This is a genomic window from Rhodococcus olei, from assembly GCF_039540555.1.
In the GTDB taxonomy this organism is placed as follows: Bacteria; Actinomycetota; Actinomycetes; order Mycobacteriales; family Mycobacteriaceae; genus Rhodococcus_G; species Rhodococcus_G olei.
In genome coordinates, this window is the sequence record NZ_BAABFB010000029.1 from 374801 (window position 1) to 394789 (window position 19989).

A 19989-nucleotide genomic window follows, 5' to 3' on the forward strand; every position below is an offset into this window, starting at 1 on the left:
CCGAGTTGTGGATGTCGGATTCCGCAGCGGGACAAGAGATCACGTCCGGGTTTTGATGTTCGTCGACCAGATCACCACCTCCACCGCGCGGCCGACGCCCGCCAGCACCACCAGCCGGGTCGAGGTCGGGCTCGACCTCGTCGACGGCCGGTGGCAGATAGGCGAACTCGCCCCGGTGTAGGCGCCGACTCACATTCGATCCGGGGTGGGGAGACCTTCCACCTGGGGTGTCTGTCGGGGTGGGGCGTGGTGGCGGAGTCTTGATGTCAGCAAGCAAGACCAACCCAATCCCCCCCACCGCAAGGAGAACACCATGTCGATCACCATCAAGCGAGTTCTGGCCACCGCGGCGATCGCCGCCTTCGCAGTCGCCGGCGGTGCCGGTATCGCGTCAGCGGACGCCAACGGCGGGGCCGGTGCCCCGGGTGGTGCGGGCGGTAGTGCCCAGTCCGGGAATGCGACCTCGGGTCCCGGCGGCAATGCGACCGGTGGTGCGGGCGGTTCGGGCAACGTCGCGATCGGCGGCGTGAACATCGGTGGCGGAAACCAGGGTCCGGTCTCGGCCGGTAACGGTGGCGGTGCGATCGGTGGCGACAGCGGCAACGCGACCACCGGCAATGCGACCGGTGGTGCGGGTGGTGCCGGTGGCGGCGGTGGAGCCGGCGGGACCAACAACCCGACCACGAACACCACGACGACGACGACCACGAACGAGGACAACTGCGACTTCGTGTGGCCGTTCTGCTGACCGACGTCAACTGCATCACCGCACCGGTGCCCCGGTGGCCGATCGACCCCGTGCGGGTCGGCCGGTCCCGGGGCACCGGTCTGCGCGTTGTGTACGTGGATTTCGCTGTGCCGCAGTCGATCAGGGCGTGCGAGCGCGGTCGGGCGCGGCCGCGCGCCCGTGCCGGCCGTGCCGGTGGCGACCGGGCGGGGGTGGGGGAGGCATTCCACCTGGGGTGTCTGTCGGGGTGGGGCGTGGTGGCGGAGTCTTGATGTCAGCAAGCAAGACCAACCCAATCCCCTCACCGCAAGGAGAACACCATGTCGATCACCATCAAGCGAGTTCTGGCCACCGCGGCGATCGCCGCCTTCGCAGTCGCCGGCGGTGCCGGTATCGCGTCAGCGGACGCCAACGGCGGGGCCGGTGCCCCGGGTGGTGCGGGCGGTAGTGCCCAGTCCGGGAATGCGACCTCGGGTCCCGGCGGCAATGCGACCGGTGGTGCGGGCGGTTCGGGCAATGTCGCGATCGGCGGCGTGAACATCGGTGGCGGAAACCAGGGTCCGGTGTCGGCCGGTAACGGTGGCGGTGCGATCGGTGGCAACAGCGGCAACGCGACCACCGGCAATGCGACCGGTGGTGCGGGTGGTGCCGGTGGCGGCGGTGGAGCCGGCGGGACCAACAACCCGACCACGAACACCACGACGACGACGACCACGAACGAGGACAACTGCGGCTTCGTCTGGTTCTTCTGCTGATCGGTGGGACCTCCGACTTCGAAGAAGGCACAGGATTCATGTTCAGAACGATCGAACGCACCGTGGCAGCCCTCGCCATCGTCGGAGCCGCCGCCGTCGGAGCCGCCGGCATCGCCACCGCGGACTCGCACAGCAGCCCCCCGACCGCGACCAGTTCGACCACCGACACCGGTCACAAGGACGACGGCGGTACCAAGGCCGCCGGCGACAAGAGTGCGTCCACCGCGACGACGACCGCCGAAGAGACGTACGACTGCCCGTTCTACTGGCCCTTCTGCTGACGGCCACCCGCCACACCCCTCGGGCCGGCGCTCACTCGGGCGCCGGCCCACCCCATCGAAAGGACCGAAGAATGCTCACCACCACCGTCCGGCGCACCGTCACCGCCGTCGCCGCCGCCGGCCTCCTGCTCACCGCGGGCGCGGGCATCGCCGCCGCCCAGACCCCGCCGCCGAGCGATCAGCACGGCTTCCAATTTCCGGGCGGCGCCAACTCCGGCAACGTCGCGATCGGCGGCGCGAACGTCGGCCCGATCGCCACCGGCGGCATCAACGCCGGACCGGGCGGGGTGGGACTCGGCGGTCCCGGCCTCGGCCTGGGCCTGCCGATCGGACGCTGACCCGCCGAACGTGTAAGGAACCGCCCGATCGCGGCGATAGACCCACTACCAGGTGGAGATGAGGAGGGACGCCATGTCGACACAGGTACCCGGTCGCCGTGCCACTGTGGTCACGGACGACGGCGTCCCGCTCGCGGTCCGCGAATACGGACCGTCCCTGGCCCCGATCACCGCGGTGTTCGCGCACGGCCACTGCCTCCGGTCCGAATCGTGGAATCCCCTGCACGACCAGCTGACCCGCTCCTGGGGGCCGGACGTGCGGATGGTGTACTACGACCACCGCGGGCACGGGGACTCCGGGCATGCGGACCCCGCCAGCTACACCATCGACCGCCTCGGCCGTGACCTCGACACGGTGATCACGACGATCGTGCCCAGCGGTCCGGTGATCCTGATCGGGCATTCGATGGGCGGGATGGCCGCGTTGGCGTGCGCGCGTCAGAACCCCACCCTGGTGTCGAGCAGGCTGGCGGCCGTCGCGTTGATCGCCACGGCCGCCGGCGGCCTCGCCGACGCCGGGCTCGGACGGATGCTCCGCAGTCCCGCGCTGACCGCGTTCCACGCCGCGGTTCGCTGGGCGCCCCGCGCGACGGCCGGAACGAAGCGCGCCGGGTGCGGGGTGGGTGCGGCACTGATGCGGCTCGCGGGCAGTCGCCGACTCGACCCACGAGTGCTCGCCGTCGCCGCGGCGATGGCGGGGGAGACGTCCGTGGTGACGATGTCCAGCTTCCTGCGGGCGTTCGTCGGGTTCGACGAGTTCGCCGCGGTGTCGCGGCTGTCGACCGTGCCGTCACTGGTGCTGTGCGGCTCGGCGGATCTGATGACCCCGTTCGCGCACTCCGCGTCACTCGCCGAGCGGCTGCCGTTGTCGGAGCTCGTCCGGCTGGAGGGTGCCGGGCACTCGGTGATCCTCGAAAGAGCACCCGAGGTGGCCGCGGCGATCGAGGCGCTCGTCGCCCGCGTCGGCGTCCGGTGCCTGACCCCTGCCGGCTGAATCACAGGTCGTGACTGGTGACCAACCCGCTGTGCAGGGCCCGTTCGGCGAGCGCAACGCGCTTCTGGTTCTGCGGCAGATCCTCGACACCGAATTTGCCGAACAGCGTCCGCAGGTGCGCCTTCACGGTGTCGACCGTGAGGAACAGCTCCTCGGCGATCTGCTGATTCGATGCCGGATTCGCGAACGCGGCCCCGTGCTTGTACGGCCGGCACAGGGCGATCAGCACGGACCGCTGTGTCTGGGTCAGCATGCGGATGTTCGGGACCGATCCGGCGACCATCGTCGCGTCGTCGGCGACGCCGCCGAACTCCTGGTAGGTCATCGCCGTCCCGCCGACCCGGACACTGTCACCCGGCCGCAGCCGGCGGCGGCCGGTGATCCGGTCGCCGTTGACGAACGTCCCGTTGCGGGACAGGCCGTCGTCCACGATCGTCCAGTGCCCACCGACGTACTCGAGCACCGCGTGCAGCCGAGAGACCTCGTCGTCGCCGGGCAGTGACAACTCCGACTCGGTGGACCGGCCGACGGTGACCCGAGGATGGTCGGGCGTCAGCTCCCACCGGACCTGACCGCCCCGACCGTCCGACAACGTCAACCGGGCCAGCTCGACACCGTCTGTGGTCACGGATCCATCGTCCCGCTCCGGGCCGGTCCGCGCTACCGGATCGGCGACGCGCCCCGAGCGCCGCCCCGGTCGGGGCGGCGCTCGGGGCGCGGACGAACTCGGGTCAGTGCACGCTGCCGAACAGCGGCCCGCCACCGAACGGCGCCCGGTGCGAGACCGGCTGACCGCCGTCGTCACCGGTGACGCCGTAGTCGAGCGCGGTCTCCGCGGTGATCAGGGTGTCGCCGCTGCGCTGCTCGATGTTCGGGTCGTTGGCCAGCGCGACGATCACCCGACCGACGAACTCGGGGGTCTCGGCGTCCGCGAGCGAGAAGCCCTCGAAGCTGTCCATTCCGCTGGCGATCATCGCCTCGTTCCGGATCAGGCCGAGCCAGAAGCTCAGGGCCGTGACCCCGGTGCCCTTCAGCTCGACCGCCATGTCGGCGGCCATCTTGTCCAGGCCCGCCTTCGACATCCCGTACAGCACCGAGTGCAGGTATCCGCGGGTGCCGAAGGAGGAGATGTTGCCGATGATCCCGGAGCCGCGCGGGACCATGAGCTTGGCCGCCTCCACGCTCGCGACGTAGTGCGCGCGCAGACCGAGGCCGATCAGCGCGTCCCAGTCGGTGACCGGGCGCTGCCAGAACGGCTGCGAGAACCCGGCGTACCCGTCGGCCGGGCCCGCCCACACGTTGTTGATCAGCAGGTCCAGCCGGCCGCCCTGTTCCTCGGCGATCCGGGCGAAGAGCTTCTCGATCTGGGCGTCGTCGCTGTGGTCGCACTGGACGGCGATGCCCTCGCCGCCGCGCTCGGTGATCTCGGCTGCGGTCCGGTCGAGGGGGCTGTCGGTGCCGACCTCGCCGCGCGCGGTCACGTAGACCGTCCAGCCGTCCGAGCCGAGCGCCAGGGCGATGCCCTTGCCGACGCTGCGGCTTCCGCCCGTCACCAGCGCGACGCGCCGCTGCTGCTCGCTCATCGCGCCACCTCCGCGAACGCGCCTTCCGTGATCACCGTCTCGGCCGGCAGTGGGCGGGTCATCGCCCACGTCTCGGTGAACCGGCAGACCGACATCTTCCACTCGCCGTCCTCGAGGACGTATTCGTCGTCGTACTCGCCGGTCATCAGCTTCTCGGTGTTGTCGAGCAGGTTGACCTGCCGGAACCGGAGGGTCCAGCGCCCGGTCGCGGTGCCGGGGCCGGTCACCGTGATCTCCGGGTGCATGCCGTGGTGCATGTCGAAGATGACGTGCTTGCCGTCGACCGTGTGCAGGGCGACCTTCGTGAAGATCTCTGCCATCGGCTCGACGTCGTCGAACGCACCGAGCGCGCCGTAGTCGATGCGGGCGCCGCTGCGGATGAAACTGGCGCGAAACTCCTTGGGGTCCTTGGCGTCACATGCGCGCCAGTAGCGGTGCTTGAGTGCCTTGATCGCCTCGACCTGCTCGATGCGGTCGACGCGCCGCGCGAGGTCGGTGTCCATGTTGTCCGTCACGGACCCGACCCTAGAGTGTCGCTCGTCACACTGCTGGTGGTTCTCCCGCTCCGCGGAAAGAGTGCGGTTGCGCGAACCGGCGTGGTCGCGCGCCGGTTTACCGCGAGGCGTGTACTCGCAACCCGCCAGGAACCGGGAGAAGACGGTAGGAGCAACGGACCGGCCGGTCGGATCCGACCGACGACGCGTTCCGATCGGGTGGGCGTCGGACCGCATGGAGGGAATGTGACGGGGCTGTTCGAGACCGGTGAACGTCCTATTGTTGGGCGTTGGGGGTCCTCGGCCCCGGATCGGTGGTGCTCGGATGACGGCGGAACTGGCGTGTGAGTCGTGCGGCGCCGAACTGCCGCCGAGATCGAGATTCTGCAACGAGTGCGGAGCGGCGGTTGCGCCCGCCACGTCGCCTGCGGAGTACAAGCAGGTGACGGTGCTGTTCGCCGATGTGGTGCGGTCGATGCGCATCGCCGCCGCGGTGGACATGGAGCGGTTGCGCGAGATCATGACCGATCTGGTGGAGCACTCGGCGGCGGTGGTGCGCCGCTACGGCGGGACCGTGGAGTTCACCGGGGACGGCGTGATGGCCATCTTCGGCGCCCCGATGGCGTTGGAGGATCACGCCCTGCGGGCGTGCCTTGCGGCGCTTGCCATACAGGAGGAAGCGAACCGGTTGGCCTCGGAGGTGCTGCGCCGCGATGCGGTGGACTTGCGGCTGAGGGTGGGGCTGAACTCCGGTCAAGTGATCGCCGGCGAGATCGGCTCGGGCGTGTTGGGGTATGCGGCGATCGGTGAGCAGGTGGGGATGGCGCAGCGCATGGAATCGGTGGCGCCGCCGGGCGGGGTGATGCTCTCGGAGTCGACCTCGCGGCTGGTCGAGCACGCCGCGGTGCTGGCAGACACCGAGCTGATGACGATCAAGGGCAGGAACGAACCGGTGCCGGTGCGGCGGCTGCTGGGGATCGGCCCGCCACGGGCCCTGGTCGGGCGCACGGAGGCTGGCCTGGTGGGTCGGCGCTGGGAGCTGACGGCGGTCGAAGAGATCGTGGACCGCGCCATCGGTGGCCGTGGTGGTGTGGTGAACGTGGTGGGGGCGCCCGGCATAGGCAAGTCGCGGATGGCGCGGGAGGCGTCGTCGGCCGCGGCCGCTCGGGGGGTCGAGGTGCTGTGGACGTTCTGCGAATCCCACGCCCGTGACGTCCCGCTTCATGCGGTGACCGAGCTGCTGCGTGAAGGCCTCGGCGTTGCCGACCTGGCCGCGGACGCGGCTCGCGCGCGGGTGCGGGAACGAATGCCCGACGCCGACGCGGAGGATCTGCTGCTGCTCGATGATCTACTCGGCATCGCCGACCCGGAGGTGACGCGGCCCCGGTTGGACCCCGGCGCGCGGCGGCGGCGGGTGATCGCGTTGATCAACGCCGTGTCGCTGGCCCGCACCGAACCGGCGTTGTTCGTCGTCGAGGATGCCCAGTGGATCGACGAGGTCAGCGAATCCATGCTGGCCGACCTGCTCGATGTCATCGCGCACATCCCGTCGGTGGTGCTGATCACCGCCCGCCCGGAGTACCGCGGGGCGTTGACGCGGATTCCCGGCGCGCAGACGATAGCGCTTGCCCCGCTGAGTGATTCGGACACCGTGGCGCTACTGGACGAGCTCCTGGGGGTCGACGGCTCGGTCGCGCCGGTCAGGGGCCTCGTCGCCGAGCGAGCCGCCGGGAACCCGTTTTTCGCCGAGGAGATGGTGCGCGAGCTGGCCCAGCGCGGTGTGCTGGCCGGTCGGCGCGGCCGCTATGTCTGTGGCGCCGATGTCGCCGGGATCTCCGTGCCGGCCACGGTGCAGGCCGCCATCGAGGCTCGTATCGACCGGCTCACCGGCCGGGCGAAGCAGGCGATCACCGCCGCGTCGGTGATCGGGGCCCGCTTCGACACCGAGCTGTTGGCCGCGCTGGGCATCGATGCGCCGCTCGACGAGCTGCTGGGCGCGGAGCTGATCGACCGGGTGCACTTCACGGCTGGCACCGAATACGCCTTCCACCACCCGCTGATCCGCGCGGTCGCCTACGAGTCACAGCTGAAGTCCGACCGCGTCCGATGGCACCGGCGCCTGGCCACCGCGATCGAGTCGGGCGACCCGGACTCGACCGACCAGAACGCCGCGCTGATCGCCGAGCATCTCGACGCGGCCGGTGAGTTGCACGCCGCCTACGGCTGGCACATGCGGGCCGCTGCGTGGGCGACGGATCGCGATGTCGACGCTGCCCGGATCAGTTGGGAACGAGCCCGGAAGATCGCCGACGCTCTGCCCGACGACGACCCCGCCCGATTGTCGATGCGCATCGCCCCCCGCACCATGCTGTGTGCCACCCGCGCTCTGGCACGCCGAGTTCAGGAGTCCAGTGACCGCTTCACGGAGCTGCGGGAGCTGTGCGCCGCGGCCGGGGACACGCGCTCGCTGGCCATCGGCATGACCGGGCCGGCAACCGAGCTGTTCTACGCCGGGCGTTCGAGGGAAGCCGCGCGGCTCATATCCGAACAACTGGCGTTGCTCGAGTCGATCGGCGATCCCGCCCTGACCGTGGGGTTGGGGCTCTTCGCGTTCGCCGCCTGGTACGAGATCGGTGAATTCGGTGAGATCCTGCGGTGGTCACACACCGTGATCGACCTGGCCGCCGGCGATCCGGACATGGGCGCAGGCTTCGGCTTCGGATCACCCCTCGCGATCGCGGTGGCATGGCGCGGCACTGCGCGGTGGTGGCTGGGCCGTCCCGGATGGCGCCGAGATCTCCACGACGCCGTCGCGATGGCCCGGCGCAGCACCACGATGAACCTGTGCGGTGTCGTGCTCTGGACCTACGGATTCGCGGTGCAGTACGGGGCGCTGCGGGCCGATGACTCCGTACTGCGCGTGATCGAAGAGGCGGTGCAGACCGCCGAGAGGGCTGGCGACGACATCGCACTGAGCCTGGCCGAGTACACGTTGGCCGTCGGGCTGCTGAATCGGGACGCCGCGGCCGACCGTGACCGCGGGCTGGACCTCATGATGCAGGCCCGTGACATATGGCTGCGCACTCGGGTTGTCGGTCAGATGTTCCCGATCGTCGAGGTCTATGCTGCCGGCGAGAGGGCCAGGGGCGGTGACCGCGATGCTGCGATACCGGTGATGCGCCAGGCCGTGAACGAGCAGTACGAGGCGGGACGGGTTGCGTCGGGCCTCCTCGGCACCGGGGTTCTGGTGGAGACGTTGCTGGAGCGCGGCACCGAGGGCGACCTCGCCGAGGCCCACGAGGCGATCGACCGGCTGGCGACCCTACCGGAAGCGGAAGGCTGGGCGATCCGCGAGGTCATCCTGCTACGGCTGCGCGCACTACTGGCCTGGGCGCAGGGCGACGACTCCTACCGCGACCTGGTCGGACAGTATCGCGCGGTCGCGGAATCGCTCGGCTTCGAAGGACACCTGGCCTGGGCCGAGGCGATGTAGACCCGCTCAGCCGGTCCGCAGGACCTCGACCGTCTCCACACCTCGCGAATGGATCACCGGATACACCGCGGCCGCGAGAACGAGCAACGTCGCGACCACCACTCCGGTGCGCAGCGGCAGCCACAGCAGACCCCAGTCGATCGTGATGCCGTAGTACACAGGCGAGCCCAGCGACCACAGATACGTCAGGCCCACCCCGCCGAGCCCACCGAGAGCGGCGACCAGAAGTGCAAGGAGCGCGGCATGACCGATGACGACGCCCTGCTCTTGGCGAGGTGTCACACCGACTGCCCGCAGCACCGCCCGCTCGCGTCTGCGCTGCACGAGTCCCAGCACGAACACGTTCAGCACACTCACACCCGCGGTCGCCATCACCACGTACCCGGCGATCGTGAACGGCTGCAGGAAGCGGGTGATCCCCTGTGACGCCACGGCGCGCCATTGTTCGTTGTCGTACACCGACAGTCCGGCTCCGAGGCCGCGATAATCGTCACGGTGGGCGCTCGCATCGGCGGCGGTGGGATATTCCACCGCGACCTGGTCGCGGGCGGCTGCCCAGTCGGACCGGGCCAACCCCTCCGACACCAGGACGATGTCGCCGACCGCGGTGTCATCGACGATCCGTGGCCGAAAGATTCCGGCCACCCGGTAACGCTTCGGCCCGTGCACGGTGGGCAGTTCGACCGTTCCGCCCGCGGCAACTCCGAGTCGGCTGGCGGCAACCTCGCTCAGGCCGATTCGGCCTTCCCACAAGCCCTGCCACAACTCGTCGTGGACACCGGTCGGCTGATACAGCGCTTGGCTGTACCAATCACCTGGCGTAACTCCCATTACGAGACGCGACGCCGCCCCTGACGAGATCGTCGATCGCCAGCGCGAACTCACGCTCCGCCCGTCGGCCGCGCCGGTCACCAACCGGAGCGTCGAGTCGGCGACCTGGCTGCCCCTCTGATCGAGTACCGATTGCGCGGAAATCAGCAAGGCAGCGGGCATACGCTCGGCCTTCTGCTCGGCGATCTGCCCGGCGCCGAGCAGTTGCATGCTCTGGGACCCGATCGCCAAGCTGGTGCCAACCGCGAGTATCGCGGCGGACATCGCGAAGAACAGCGGATAACGCCGGACATCTGCACGCAGGAGACGCCCGATATCGGGACGGGCCACGGTGATCCAGTCGATCAGCTTCCCGGCGCCCCGCGGGGCGATCCACACCGTCAGCAGTGCGACTCCGTACAGCCCCACCGCCATGGCGTCGATCCCGAGGTTCAGTGGCAGTGGCCCGCGCTCGAAGATCTTCATCACGACGACGGCGCCCGCGATCAGCCCCGCGCCGGCGAAGAGCGGCCACACCGGAATCGTCCGGGCGCGCTGCACTCCGCCTGCGCTCGCCATCGACGCCAACGGTCCGCCGCGGACCAGCCTGACGGCCGGCCCGACCATCGCGAGGATGCCGCAGACGATGCCCGCCGTCGCTCCGATCACGACCAGGCTCGGCGTGAAATGTGCTGTGATGGTGCCTCCGGAGCCCGCCAGCATGGATTTCCCGGATCGGTCCACGAGATAGGTCCCCAGCAGGAAACCACTGGGCACTCCCGAGAGCCCCCCGAGAACACCGACGACGGCGCCCTCGCCGAGCATCCCGGCGAACAACCCGACAGGAGTGGCGCCGATCGCACCGATGGTCCCCATCACCGCCCGCCGGTCCTCGACGGCCAGCAGGACGGTGTTCACGGCGATGAGGAAACCGACCAGGACACCCGCCAGCGCGGTCATGGTCAAGCTCTGTGCGCCGTTCTCGAACACGGCCGGCTGATGCGGCCGGGGAGGTCCCGCCGTCGCCACGCCCGCGATCACGCGGTCGACGTCGGCCCCGATGTGAGCGCCGGGCGTGGGTAGCACGAACGCGGTCGTGGCGTAACCGGGTGACGAGGACAGCATGCGCGCAGCGGTATCGCCCGAGGGGGCCAGCAGCACGTAGCCGTCGTTGATGTCCTCGAGGCGGTCCACGTCCGGGAAGGTCCAACCGAGGTGCGCCGAACCCGGAGGCAGGCCGGGGATGCGCAACTCCTCGCCGAGCTGCAGGCCATGCCGCTGGGCGATCACCGTCGACATCAGCAGCGGCACACCGGGGCCGGGTGCCGGGTTGTCGTCGCGCGCGTGCCGCTCGCAGTCGAACGGGCCGACCAGAAGCTCGATCTGGCAGGACCCACCGACCAGGAGGAACCCCGGGGTGTCGTCGCCGATGCCGACGGGCGTCAAGCCGGCGACGATCGGGATGACCGCCTGCGCCCCGGTGACTTCTGCGCGCAGACGGTTGATCGTCTCGACCGGCAACCGGCCGCTGATGTTCGGCGTTACCTCGACGACCCCCTTGTCGGCACCGTGGGACAGCGCCGGGCCGAAGGCGTCGAAGGGGCGGGCCAGCTCGGACTTGAGTATCACCGTCCCGAGGACCACCGTCACCCCGAGCGCGACGCCTATCACGCTGAGCAGCGTCCGGCGCCAGTCGGCAGCCAACGCGACCAGGTGGATCCGCCGGAAGGAGAGCCATCGCGCGCGCAGCCGTCGCATCACCGCTCCAGGTTCGGCGCCTCGTCGACTGCCCGCACCGAGCCGTCGACAAGGCGAAGCCGGCGGACCGCGTAGCGCGCCGCGGCGGCCTCGTCGTGTGTGGCCATGACGACCGCTGCGCCGTCCTCGTGCGACAACGCGCGCAGCAGATCCAGGACTTCCGTCGACGAGCGGCTGTCCAGGTTTCCGGTGGGCTCGTCGGCGAGGATGACGGACGGGCGGGCAGCCAGCGCGCGCGCCACCGCAACCCTTTGCATCTGTCCGCCCGACAGTTCGGCCGGCCGGTGTCGGAGCCGGTCCCCGAGCCCGACACGGTACAAAAGCTCCTCGGCGCGCGTGTCAGCCGATCGGGCCGGAACTCCGTCGAGCACCAACGGCAATGACACATTCTCGACGGCGGTCAGCATGGGTACCAAGTTGAAGAACTGGAAGACGAATCCGAGGTTGCGGCGCCGGAACGCAGCGCGGGAGCTCGACCTCATGGCCCACAGGTCCCGGCCGGAGACGACCACACTGCCGGTGTCCGGCGGGTCCAGCCCACCGGCCACGTGCAGGAGCGTCGATTTGCCGGCTCCCGACGGCCCCGTCACGGTAACGAACTCGCCTGCGGCCAACGTGAGGTCGAAATCGACGAGCACGTTCACCTGCTCGTCGCCCCTGCGGTACTGCTTGTCGACGCCCTCGATTTGCAGTACCGGCGTCGCGCGGTCGCAGCGATGTCCGCATCCGGCCGGATCGCCGGTTGGCTGCCGCTGCGCAGGCACGCCACGATCTGTGGGCCGATGCGCACCGCCGGTCGGCAAGGTCATCGCAGATGATCTGTTCCGAAACACTGAATCAGCCCCCGATACAGGCCTGCTCGATCGCGTGCGCCGCCGTGAGTGCGGTCACAGCCGGTACATTTCGCGTGCCATGGCGCATCGCTCGTCTGCGTCGCTCCGCAGCGGTGGATAGTGACGAGGCGCGGGCCGTGCATCCGAGGATGACGTCGCGAAGAGTGCGCGCAGGGCGCCGAGCATCCTGCGGGTCGGGTGCAGGTGCGGGAACACGACTATCGGTCGATGGGCGTGGGTGGCCGCGAAGCTGGACATTGTGCGCCTCCTGTCCCCCCGCGTTGTGATCGATCGTCACTCCCGTGCGGTGGACGCAGCGCAGTAGCGATCCACTGCAATTTCCCCTGGCGTCGGCGGGGTGCTACTCACGTGGCGGCGTCGAGCTTTCCGGCCGCCGTGCGCGCGCCCTCAGGGTGCGATGCTCACAGTGTTCGAGACCTGTGGTGCGGCAGCAGGGCGGCGAGTTCGTCTCGGCTGGTGGTTCCGGTCTTCGTCATGGCCCGGTAGATGTGACTCTCGACTGTGCGCACGGACAGAGTCAGTCGATCGGCGACCGCGCGATTCGACAGCCCTTCACCGACCAGCAGCACGATTTCTCGTTCGCGATCGGTCAGCGGTAACGACGCGGTGACCTGACGGAACACCGGGGTATCGGCGCCGCCACATTGTGCGGCGAGGGCATCCGCGCGTGTCGAGCATCCCAGAGCCGATCCACGTCGTCCTTGGCTGCGATACGCGAGGGCGGCGCGGGCGGCCGCATCGACAGCGGCAATCAGGTCGCCGATGTCCTCGAATCCCTCTGATACCGAATCCAATTCAGCGCCGTCGCCGTGCTGGAGGGCGGAGGCGAACCGCGCCGAGAGACCGGCACGTGGACCCTCGACGATCGACTCCAGTTCGCGCAAGCGGGGTGCCGTGGTGTGGTCCCCGAACTGGGTTGCCGTCTGCAGACAGATCACTTCGGCTCCGAATTGTCCTCTGGCTGCAGCGGTGTCGGCCGCCGACGACACGATGGTGATCGCCTCGCTGACGGCACCCTGGCACGCGGTTGCCCATGCCCGTGCAAGGCTGCGCTCGTAGTCCAGCGGCCGAAAGACACGACGCGGCGTGTCGAGCGTGTCGAGCGCCTCGTCCGACGAACCGCGCATGGCGAGTGCGGTCGCCAGTGGGATCCGATAGCGATACCCCCAGCCGATGGCATGGCCCGAGGCGGACAGTGATGCGACCGTCGGCTCCAGCGTCGAACACGCCGTATCGAGGCGACCCGCGCCGAGGGCGGCCCTCGCCGCGACCGCAGCGCCGAGTAGTTGAGCCGCCCCCGGAAGGTCGGCCGCTTGCGTGCGCACCCGCTCGGCCACCTCCAGGGCGTCGTTCACCCGGCCGGACAGCAGCAGGGCGCTCACGTGTGCGTCGGCGATGTTGAATCTCATGTGCGGAGCGTCGAAGGAACGAGCCGCAAAGTCGTATCCCGCCTCTGCGACCGCCACGGCGTCGCCGGTGCGGCCGGCGTCGGCGAAGATGGTGGCGAGCACCCAGGTGATTTCGGCGCCGACGACCGGAGGCAGGTCATCCAGCGCAAGCCTTGTCGAGGCTTGCACTGCCAGGCTCGGCTGGTCCATCGCAAACCAGTACACCGTGAGGAACGCGTCGATGTAGCGGCGGGCCTGTGACGATGTCGTGCGCGCCGCAGCATCGATGATGTGTTTCGCGTGGGCCGGGTCGCCGAGCGCCCAGAGCATGTTGCTCGCCCGCAGGAAGGCCAACCTGGCGTTCTCGCTGTCGGTCAACGTGCTGGTGGGGATCTCGCCGAGGACAGAATCGGCCTTCTCGCCGCGACCCAGCCAGGACAGTGCATGCGCCCGGACAAAGGTCGGTTCTGGCCCGGCCCCGGCGCGAATCGCCGCTTCCGCGAGCCGATCGGCGAGGGCCAGGTCTCCCAACCAGACGGCGCCCTGGGCTGCCCGGACGAGCAGTTCGGCGTCCGGCGCGACATCGGAGTCGAGGCTCAGTGTGGCGCGGTGCACCACGACTCGCATGTCGTCACGGTCGTTGGATGCGGCCAGTTCGGCGGCGACGAGTCCGCGGAGCCGTCGTAGCCGAGTTGGTGCCGCGCGCCTGCGCCGTACCTCGGCGTAGATCGGGTGCGCCACCCGTACCCTCATCCCGCCGCCGATGGGTTCGAGTGCGATGAGGCCGCGGGTGTCCGCCTCCTCGACGGCCGCCGGATCAGCGATCCGGTTCAGGGCCGCCAGGTCGATCGGCTCCCCGACAGCCAGCGCGTCCAGCACGTCGCCGACTTTCGGGGGAAGGGCGCCGATCCGGGATTCGATCAGCTGGACCAGGCCCGACGGTATGTTCGGATCACCGATCCACCGCCAGCATCCGTGCTGCTGCACGATTCGACGGTCGGCGACCTCCTGTTCGACGATGTTGCGCAGATACAGGACGTTGCCATGAGTGAGCTTCCACAGCCGCCGAGTGGCATCCGGATCCACCGATCCGTCAAGGGCGGCCGACAGCAGCGCGGCGGTCTCGGCGAGCGACAGCGGCGGCAGTTCGAGGCGGTCGAACCGGCCGATCTTCCATATCTCCTGCGCCGCGGCAGGAATCGGTTCACCGTCGAGAACGGTGAGCAACACTTTCGCCGCACCGCGGTGCACGATCTGATGCGTCACGAACATCGACACATCGTCGAGCAGGTGCACATCGTCGACGGCCACCACCACCGTGGCGCCGGACGATGTGGCAGTCAGCGCGCCGAGCACTCCTCGCAGCAACTGAACGGTGTCTGTGACGCCTGATTGCACCCACGCCGTCAATGCGCCCAGCGGAATTGCCCGCCCCGAAGACGTGCCGACCACGAGTCGGCTCTCGCAGCCTTTCGACTCGGCAGCCGACAGTGCTTCCCGGGCGAGCCGGCTCTTGCCCACTCCGGCCGCTCCGTGGACGACGATCCCGGAAACATCCGGCGCCTCGATCGCGGACTCGATGGTTCGCATCTGCCCCGAGCGGCCAATCAAGGGCCACACAGCACGCACCCATGAAGCCTAACCCCTGCCCGGCCTTCGAGTTCCTGGGATCGGCAGCGTCTCCAGTCGATGGCACAGTGGCCTGGCCGGGCAGGTGCCTGCCGTGAGGCCGGCTCACGAGGTGCCCCCATGATCAAGCGAAAAGTCGCGAGACGACAAGGTACTCGTCGGCCCCTCTACGCGCTGGACGGGGAGCTGCGCCCGCTCAGCCGGGGGCCGCGTTCGCGGCGCCGAGCGCGGCCTGCAGGGTCGCCCCGAACGCGCACTCGGACAGTTCCGCGAGCGCGGGATCCTCGTCGAAGTGCTGCGGCGCGCGCATTGCGAGCAGGGTGTTGAGCAGCATGCCCTGGGCGATGAACTGGCGGGCCTTCTCGGGCGTGCAGCCGGTGCGGGTGCGGATCTGGGTGTAGATCCGGGCCATCGCGTCGCGGGCCTGTGCGCCGATCTCAGGCGTGCCCCCGGCGGTGAAGCCGTGCATCATCACCAGCAGCATGTCGCCGTCCGAGACGAGTTCGCCGTAGGCGGCTCCGAGGCGACTCCAGTAGTCGTCGCTGTCGGGAGTGGGGCCGTCGGGTTCGGCCTCGATGCGGTCCAGTTCGGCGTCGAACGCCTCGACGATCCGGTCCAGCGCGCGGGCGAAGACCTCGCGGAACAGTTCGGCCTTGGTGCCGAACATCCGGACCACGTACGGCTGGGAAACTCCCGCCTCCTTGGCGACGGCATCGGTGCTGGTCCCGGACCAGCCGCCGCGCGCGAACGCGGTCGCGGCGGCCGCGAGCACGAGTTCGCGGCGCTCGGCGGCGTTCATACGCGTGGCGGGGCGGGAACCGTTCGTCGCGGGCATGTTGACAGGTTATCACTTGATGCCTTAGCGTCGACAGCAGTTAAGTAATCATTCGATGCTTACAACTCGAAGCCTGCTGTACCTCCGAGTCCACTGAGAACTCCGTTCGAGGAGAAGTGATGACCGCAACCACCGACCTACTGGCCCCGGCGACGGGTGACGCCGCGCCGCCGACACACCGGCGGGTACCGATCTGGCTGGCCGTGCTGGCCGCCTCGCTGCCGATGTTCATGGCCACCCTGGACAACCTCGTGATGACCAGTGCGCTGCCCGTGATCCGCGCCGACCTCGACGCGTCGATCGGGCAGTTGCAGTGGTTCCTCAACGCCTACACGCTCGCGTTCGCGACCCTGATGCTGTCCGCCGCCGGGCTCGGCGACCGCTGGGGTCGCCGGCGCGTGTTCATCGTCGGCATCACGGTTTTCGCGCTCGCGTCGATCGCGTCGGCACTGTCGAACACCGCCGGCATGCTGATCGCGGCACGAGCCGTGCAGGGTGTCGGCGCGGCCGCGATCATGCCGCTGTCGCTCACGCTGCTCGCCGCGGCCGTGCCGGTCGCCAAGCGGGCGCTCGCGATCGGCGTGTGGGGCGGGGTGTCCGGGCTGGGTGTCGCGCTCGGCCCGGTGATCGGCGGCGCCGTCGTCGACGGTGTCTCCTGGCAGGCGATCTTCTGGATCAACGTGCCGGTCGCGGTGGTCGCGGTGCCGTTGGCGATGTACGCCCTCGGTGAGTCCCGCGGCCGGCGGCAGGGCCTGGACTTCCCGGGTGTCGCGCTCGCCGGTGCCGGCGTCTTCCTCGGCGTGTGGGCCATCGTGCACGGCAACGACGACGGATGGACCTCGGCGACCGTGCTCGGCACCCTGGCTGTCGCGGCGCTCGCGCTGTGCGCGTTCGTGATTCGCGAGATGCGCACCGACAGCCCGGTCATGCCGATGCGGATGTTCCGCTCCCGCAGCTTCAGCGTCGCCAACGTGATCGGACTGATGTTCAGCCTCGGCATGTTCGGGTCGGTGTTCCTGCTCTCCCAGTATCTGCAGATCGTGATGGGCTACACGCCGCTGCAGGCCGGCCTGCGGACGCTGCCGTGGACCGCCGCGCCGATGATCGTCGCCCCGATCGCGGGGATCCTCGCGCCCCGTGTGGGATTGCGCAGCCTCCTCGTCACCGGTCTGACGCTCCAGGCGACGTCGCTGGTGTGGATGGCGTTCGTGTTCGAGGCCGGCACCTCGTACCCGGCTATGGTGCCCGCCCTCGCGATGGCCGGCGTCGGCATGGGCCTGACGTTCGCGCCGTCGGCGACCGCCGTTCTCGCGGACATGCCCGAGGAGGACCACGCGACCGCCAGCTCGGTCAACTCGACGATCCGGGAGGTCGGCATCGCCCTCGGCGTCGCGATCCTCACCGCCGTCTTCCTGGCGGCCGGTGGCACCCTGACCCCGACCGGGTACGCCGACGCGTTGCGCCCGGCCCTGCTCGTCGGAGCCGCGTCGGTCACCGTCGCGCTCGTGGCCGCACTCCTGATGCCCGGACGGCGCCGCGCCTGAAAATGCGGATGCGGGGCGCACCTCGACCGTGCCAAGGTCGAGGTGCGCCCCGCATCCGGGGTGGAGATCGAATCACGTCAAGAGGTGTTCCCGATGCCCCCGACCCGGGTGGGTCCCGCGCTGCTGAGCTGGGCGTCCCAGCTCGAGGAGTCCACGCTCGCGCAGGCGCGGCAAACCGCCGCGATGCCGTTCATCCATCCGCACGTCGCGCTGATGCCCGACGCGCACGCAGGCAAGGGAAGCGCGGTCGGAACGGTGATTCCGACCCGCGGCGCGGTGATGCCCGCTGCCGTCGGTGTCGACATCGGCTGCGGAATGATCGCCGTCCGCACCGGATTCACCCGCGCCGACGTCGACGCCCGCATCGCCGCCACCGGCATCGGGCTCGGGGCGCTGCGGCGCTCCGTCGAATCGGCGATCCCGCTCTCGCCCGGCCACTACAACCGCGACACCCACGGCTGGAAGTTCACCGCGGCCCGGATCGCCGAACTCGAGGACCTCGCCGCGGCCGACGGCGTCGACCTGACCCACTCGCCGAAATGGCGGGAGCAGCTCGGATCTCTCGGCGGCGGAAACCATTTCATCGAGCTGTGCCTCGACGAGACGGACCGGGTGTGGCTGTTCCTGCACAGCGGCAGCAGGGGCGTGGGCAACCGGATCGCCCAGCATCACATCCGGGTCGCGCAGCAGGCGTGCGCGCAGCGGCACGTGCGCCTGCCCAACCGCGACCTGGCCTACCTGACCGAGGGCACTGCCGAGTTCGACAGGTACCTGCGCGAGCTGCACTGGGCGCAGCGCTTCGCCTACCTCAACCGCGCCGAGATGATGGACCGCTTCGGTGCCGTGTTCGCGCGCTGGATGGGCACCCCCGACCACCGCGAGACCGAGCGGACGAACTGTCATCACAACTACACCCGCAAGGAGATGCACGGCGGCGAAGAGGTCTGGCTGACCCGCAAGGGCGCGGTCGACGCGCACGCCGGGGTGCGGGCGGTCATCCCCGGATCGATGGGGACCCACTCGTACGTGGTCGAGGGACGCGGCAATGCCGACGGCCTGTGTTCGGCACCGCACGGAGCCGGCCGGAGGTACTCCCGCACCGAGGCCAAGCGGCGGTTCAGCCAGGCCGACCTGCGCGCCCGGATGACCGGGATCGAGTACCGCGACAGCGCCGAGTTCGTCGACGAGATCCCCGACGCCTACAAGGAGATCGGTGTCGTGATGGACGACGCCCGCGACCTGGTCGTCGTCGTCCACGAACTGCGGCAGATCCTCAACGTCAAGGGGACGTGACGCAGCCGGGCGCGCAGCGCGTCACTGTCCGGGGAACGCGACGGTCGGAGATGCCGCGCCGAGCACGGCGCGCCAGTTGGCGGCGCGCAGCGTGGACTCGGTCAACGCGTCCACGGCCGCGGCGCGGGTCGCCTCCGATCGGGCCCGCTCGATCACCGACCGCCACGCGACGGACGTGTCGGACTCGACCTGGACCGCGAGCTGGATCGCGGTGGTCGGATCGGTGACCGGGAACGGGATCGTGTATCCCGCCTCGGCGCCCGGCGGGGTGACGCTCGCCGCCGACAGCGCGTCGATCGTCGCGTCACGGCGAGCCCGATGCGCCGCGGTGTCCGCCGCGATCTGTGCGGACCGCGCCGGATTCGAGAACGCGGCGACGATGCCGTAGGCGAACACCGCGGCGTGCTCGGCGCGCAGCGCGTCGACGAGTGCCTGCTGCTCGGAACCGAGCGTGGTCGACGAGCCGCTCGCCGGCGGCGCGGTCGGGGAGGTGGTCACAGCAGCATCACCGCCTGCTCGGCGGCGATCGCCGCGCTGATCGAACCGAGCAGTCCCGCCCGGTGTCCGTCGAGTCGGCGCGCGAGAGTGGCTGCGCCACGCTGGGATTCGCCGAGCATCGCGCGCAGCTCGTCCACCGTCGGGGGCGGGGCCGCGGGTGCGGTGGTGGTCACGGCGGACGCGCTCGTCGAGGACGGGACGCCGCCCGCGGCGCGGGCGATCTCGGCCGCCAGGGCGTCCCCGTGGGCGGTGCGTTCGGCCGCGATCACGCCGAGTGCCGCCGTCCGCTCCGGAGCGAGCGCAATCGCCGCGCCCGCGGCGGCCGCATCCCGGCGGGCCGCGGTGAGCGCGGACAGCAACGGGTCGGGCTCGTCCGCGCCGTCACGGTCGCCGGTGCCTGCGCATCCCGCGGCGGCGGCGACGGTCACGACACCGAGGGCCGCGGCGCCCGCTTTGAGTGCGGACCGTCGGCTCAGCGCGGGTCGTCGGGGCGGCGCGGAAGGGGGTGGAAGCGCGGGGGCTGATGGCACGGCGCCCATCTTGTCAGGTGCCGAGCGCGGGGCGGCGCAGGGCGGTCGCCGCGCCGTGGTCGACCGCGGCCGCCGGGGCGGCGTCGCCGCGCGTCGCGCCGTGGTGGTCACGGGGCCGTCGAATGCGCGATATCCTTGATCCTCGCATTGAGACTTTTGTGATCCGACCACAACTGAACGAGGAG

At 70.1% G+C, this 19989-nt stretch carries 18 protein-coding genes; 9 read left to right on the plus strand and 9 right to left on the minus strand.

The window, feature by feature from the left end:
- Positions 1-55 precede the first annotated feature (55 nt).
- From ABD951_RS08275 to ABD951_RS08300, 6 genes are all read left to right on the plus strand, one after another.
- On the plus strand, positions 56-181 hold the full coding sequence (locus ABD951_RS08275; RefSeq protein WP_345343477.1) for a hypothetical protein: 126 nt from the start codon (positions 56-58) through the stop codon (positions 179-181).
- 132 nt (positions 182-313) lie between these two features.
- On the plus strand, positions 314-748 hold the full coding sequence (locus ABD951_RS08280) for a hypothetical protein (protein WP_345343479.1): 435 nt from the start codon (positions 314-316) through the stop codon (positions 746-748).
- Positions 749-1047: 299 nt separating this feature from the next.
- Positions 1048-1482: a hypothetical protein gene (locus ABD951_RS08285; RefSeq protein ID WP_345343481.1), complete on the plus strand. Its 435-nt coding sequence runs from the start codon at positions 1048-1050 to the stop codon at positions 1480-1482.
- A gap of 38 nt (positions 1483-1520) precedes the next feature.
- Entirely contained in the window at positions 1521-1763 is a 243-nt protein-coding gene (locus ABD951_RS08290) for a hypothetical protein (RefSeq protein WP_345343482.1), read from the plus strand.
- A gap of 71 nt (positions 1764-1834) precedes the next feature.
- Positions 1835-2101, plus strand: coding sequence for a hypothetical protein (locus tag ABD951_RS08295; protein ID WP_345343484.1), 267 nt, complete (start codon positions 1835-1837; stop codon positions 2099-2101).
- A 58-nt stretch (positions 2102-2159) separates the two neighbouring features.
- The gene (locus ABD951_RS08300; protein ID WP_425569796.1) at positions 2160-3095 is read left to right on the plus strand and encodes an alpha/beta fold hydrolase; all 936 of its coding nucleotides are present in this window, start codon (positions 2160-2162) and stop codon (positions 3093-3095) included.
- Position 3096: 1 nt separating this feature from the next.
- On the opposite strand, the gene ABD951_RS08305 is transcribed toward ABD951_RS08300, so the two are convergent.
- The 3 genes from ABD951_RS08305 to ABD951_RS08315 all read right to left on the minus strand — a co-directional run bounded on the left by ABD951_RS08305 (position 3097) and on the right by ABD951_RS08315 (position 5181).
- Complete coding sequence (locus ABD951_RS08305; protein ID WP_345343937.1) at positions 3097-3702, minus strand: FHA domain-containing protein; 606 nt, start codon at positions 3700-3702, stop codon at positions 3097-3099.
- A 124-nt stretch (positions 3703-3826) separates the two neighbouring features.
- Positions 3827-4678: an SDR family NAD(P)-dependent oxidoreductase gene (locus ABD951_RS08310; protein WP_345343488.1), complete on the minus strand. Its 852-nt coding sequence runs from the start codon at positions 4676-4678 to the stop codon at positions 3827-3829.
- The gene (locus tag ABD951_RS08315) at positions 4675-5181 is read right to left on the minus strand and encodes a nuclear transport factor 2 family protein (RefSeq protein ID WP_345343939.1); all 507 of its coding nucleotides are present in this window, start codon (positions 5179-5181) and stop codon (positions 4675-4677) included. The genes ABD951_RS08310 and ABD951_RS08315 overlap by 4 nt, the downstream gene beginning before the upstream one ends.
- Positions 5182-5497: 316 nt before the next feature.
- Between ABD951_RS08315 and ABD951_RS08320 the strand changes: the two genes are divergently transcribed.
- Positions 5498-8665: an ATP-binding protein gene (locus tag ABD951_RS08320; RefSeq protein ID WP_345343490.1), complete on the plus strand. Its 3168-nt coding sequence runs from the start codon at positions 5498-5500 to the stop codon at positions 8663-8665.
- 6 nt (positions 8666-8671) lie between these two features.
- On the opposite strand, the gene ABD951_RS08325 is transcribed toward ABD951_RS08320, so the two are convergent.
- The 4 genes from ABD951_RS08325 to ABD951_RS08340 form a co-directional block, all read right to left on the minus strand.
- On the minus strand, positions 8672-11233 hold the full coding sequence (locus ABD951_RS08325) for an ABC transporter permease (protein WP_345343492.1): 2562 nt from the start codon (positions 11231-11233) through the stop codon (positions 8672-8674).
- The gene (locus ABD951_RS08330) at positions 11233-12042 is read right to left on the minus strand and encodes an ABC transporter ATP-binding protein (protein WP_345343494.1); all 810 of its coding nucleotides are present in this window, start codon (positions 12040-12042) and stop codon (positions 11233-11235) included. The genes ABD951_RS08325 and ABD951_RS08330 overlap by 1 nt, the downstream gene beginning before the upstream one ends.
- Before the next feature lie 446 nt (positions 12043-12488).
- Positions 12489-15104 (minus strand): helix-turn-helix transcriptional regulator, encoded by a 2616-nt coding sequence (locus ABD951_RS08335; protein WP_345343496.1) that lies wholly within the window; start codon positions 15102-15104, stop codon positions 12489-12491.
- 196 nt (positions 15105-15300) lie between these two features.
- Entirely contained in the window at positions 15301-15939 is a 639-nt protein-coding gene (locus tag ABD951_RS08340; protein ID WP_345343498.1) for a TetR/AcrR family transcriptional regulator, read from the minus strand.
- 119 nt (positions 15940-16058) lie between these two features.
- On the opposite strand from ABD951_RS08340, the gene ABD951_RS08345 reads away from it, so the two are divergent.
- Positions 16059-17483 (plus strand): DHA2 family efflux MFS transporter permease subunit, encoded by a 1425-nt coding sequence (locus tag ABD951_RS08345; RefSeq protein ID WP_345343500.1) that lies wholly within the window; start codon positions 16059-16061, stop codon positions 17481-17483.
- 93 nt (positions 17484-17576) lie between these two features.
- Positions 17577-18776, plus strand: a complete 1200-nt coding sequence (locus ABD951_RS08350) for an RtcB family protein (protein ID WP_345343502.1) — start codon at positions 17577-17579, stop codon at positions 18774-18776.
- A gap of 21 nt (positions 18777-18797) precedes the next feature.
- Here the strand turns inward: ABD951_RS08350 and ABD951_RS08355 are convergent, their stop codons facing one another.
- Together ABD951_RS08355 and ABD951_RS08360 are read right to left on the minus strand one after the other, a co-directional pair.
- Complete coding sequence (locus tag ABD951_RS08355; RefSeq protein WP_345343504.1) at positions 18798-19274, minus strand: ferritin-like domain-containing protein; 477 nt, start codon at positions 19272-19274, stop codon at positions 18798-18800.
- Positions 19271-19804: a hypothetical protein gene (locus tag ABD951_RS08360; protein WP_345343506.1), complete on the minus strand. Its 534-nt coding sequence runs from the start codon at positions 19802-19804 to the stop codon at positions 19271-19273. Before ABD951_RS08360 ends, ABD951_RS08355 begins: the two co-directional genes overlap by 4 nt.
- Between the last annotated feature and the right edge of the window lie 185 nt (positions 19805-19989).

Excerpts from the sequence above, each read along its gene's own strand:
- ABD951_RS08275 (WP_345343477.1), top strand. The coding sequence starts at position 56 with ATGTTCGTCGACCAGATCACCACCTCCACCGCGCGGCCGACGCCCGCC.
- ABD951_RS08280 (WP_345343479.1), top strand. The coding sequence starts at position 314 with ATGTCGATCACCATCAAGCGAGTTCTGGCCACCGCGGCGATCGCCGCC.
- ABD951_RS08285 (WP_345343481.1), top strand. The coding sequence starts at position 1,048 with ATGTCGATCACCATCAAGCGAGTTCTGGCCACCGCGGCGATCGCCGCC.
- ABD951_RS08290 (WP_345343482.1), top strand. The coding sequence starts at position 1,521 with ATGTTCAGAACGATCGAACGCACCGTGGCAGCCCTCGCCATCGTCGGA.
- ABD951_RS08295 (WP_345343484.1), top strand. The coding sequence starts at position 1,835 with ATGCTCACCACCACCGTCCGGCGCACCGTCACCGCCGTCGCCGCCGCC.
- ABD951_RS08300 (WP_425569796.1), top strand. The coding sequence starts at position 2,160 with ATGAGGAGGGACGCCATGTCGACACAGGTACCCGGTCGCCGTGCCACT.
- ABD951_RS08310 (WP_345343488.1), bottom strand. The coding sequence starts at position 4,678 with ATGAGCGAGCAGCAGCGGCGCGTCGCGCTGGTGACGGGCGGAAGCCGC.
- ABD951_RS08315 (WP_345343939.1), bottom strand. The coding sequence starts at position 5,181 with ATGGACACCGACCTCGCGCGGCGCGTCGACCGCATCGAGCAGGTCGAG.
- ABD951_RS08320 (WP_345343490.1), top strand. The coding sequence starts at position 5,498 with ATGACGGCGGAACTGGCGTGTGAGTCGTGCGGCGCCGAACTGCCGCCG.
- ABD951_RS08325 (WP_345343492.1), bottom strand. The coding sequence starts at position 11,233 with ATGCGACGGCTGCGCGCGCGATGGCTCTCCTTCCGGCGGATCCACCTG.
- ABD951_RS08330 (WP_345343494.1), bottom strand. The coding sequence starts at position 12,042 with ATGACCTTGCCGACCGGCGGTGCGCATCGGCCCACAGATCGTGGCGTG.
- ABD951_RS08340 (WP_345343498.1), bottom strand. The coding sequence starts at position 15,939 with ATGCCCGCGACGAACGGTTCCCGCCCCGCCACGCGTATGAACGCCGCC.
- ABD951_RS08345 (WP_345343500.1), top strand. The coding sequence starts at position 16,059 with ATGACCGCAACCACCGACCTACTGGCCCCGGCGACGGGTGACGCCGCG.
- ABD951_RS08350 (WP_345343502.1), top strand. The coding sequence starts at position 17,577 with ATGCCCCCGACCCGGGTGGGTCCCGCGCTGCTGAGCTGGGCGTCCCAG.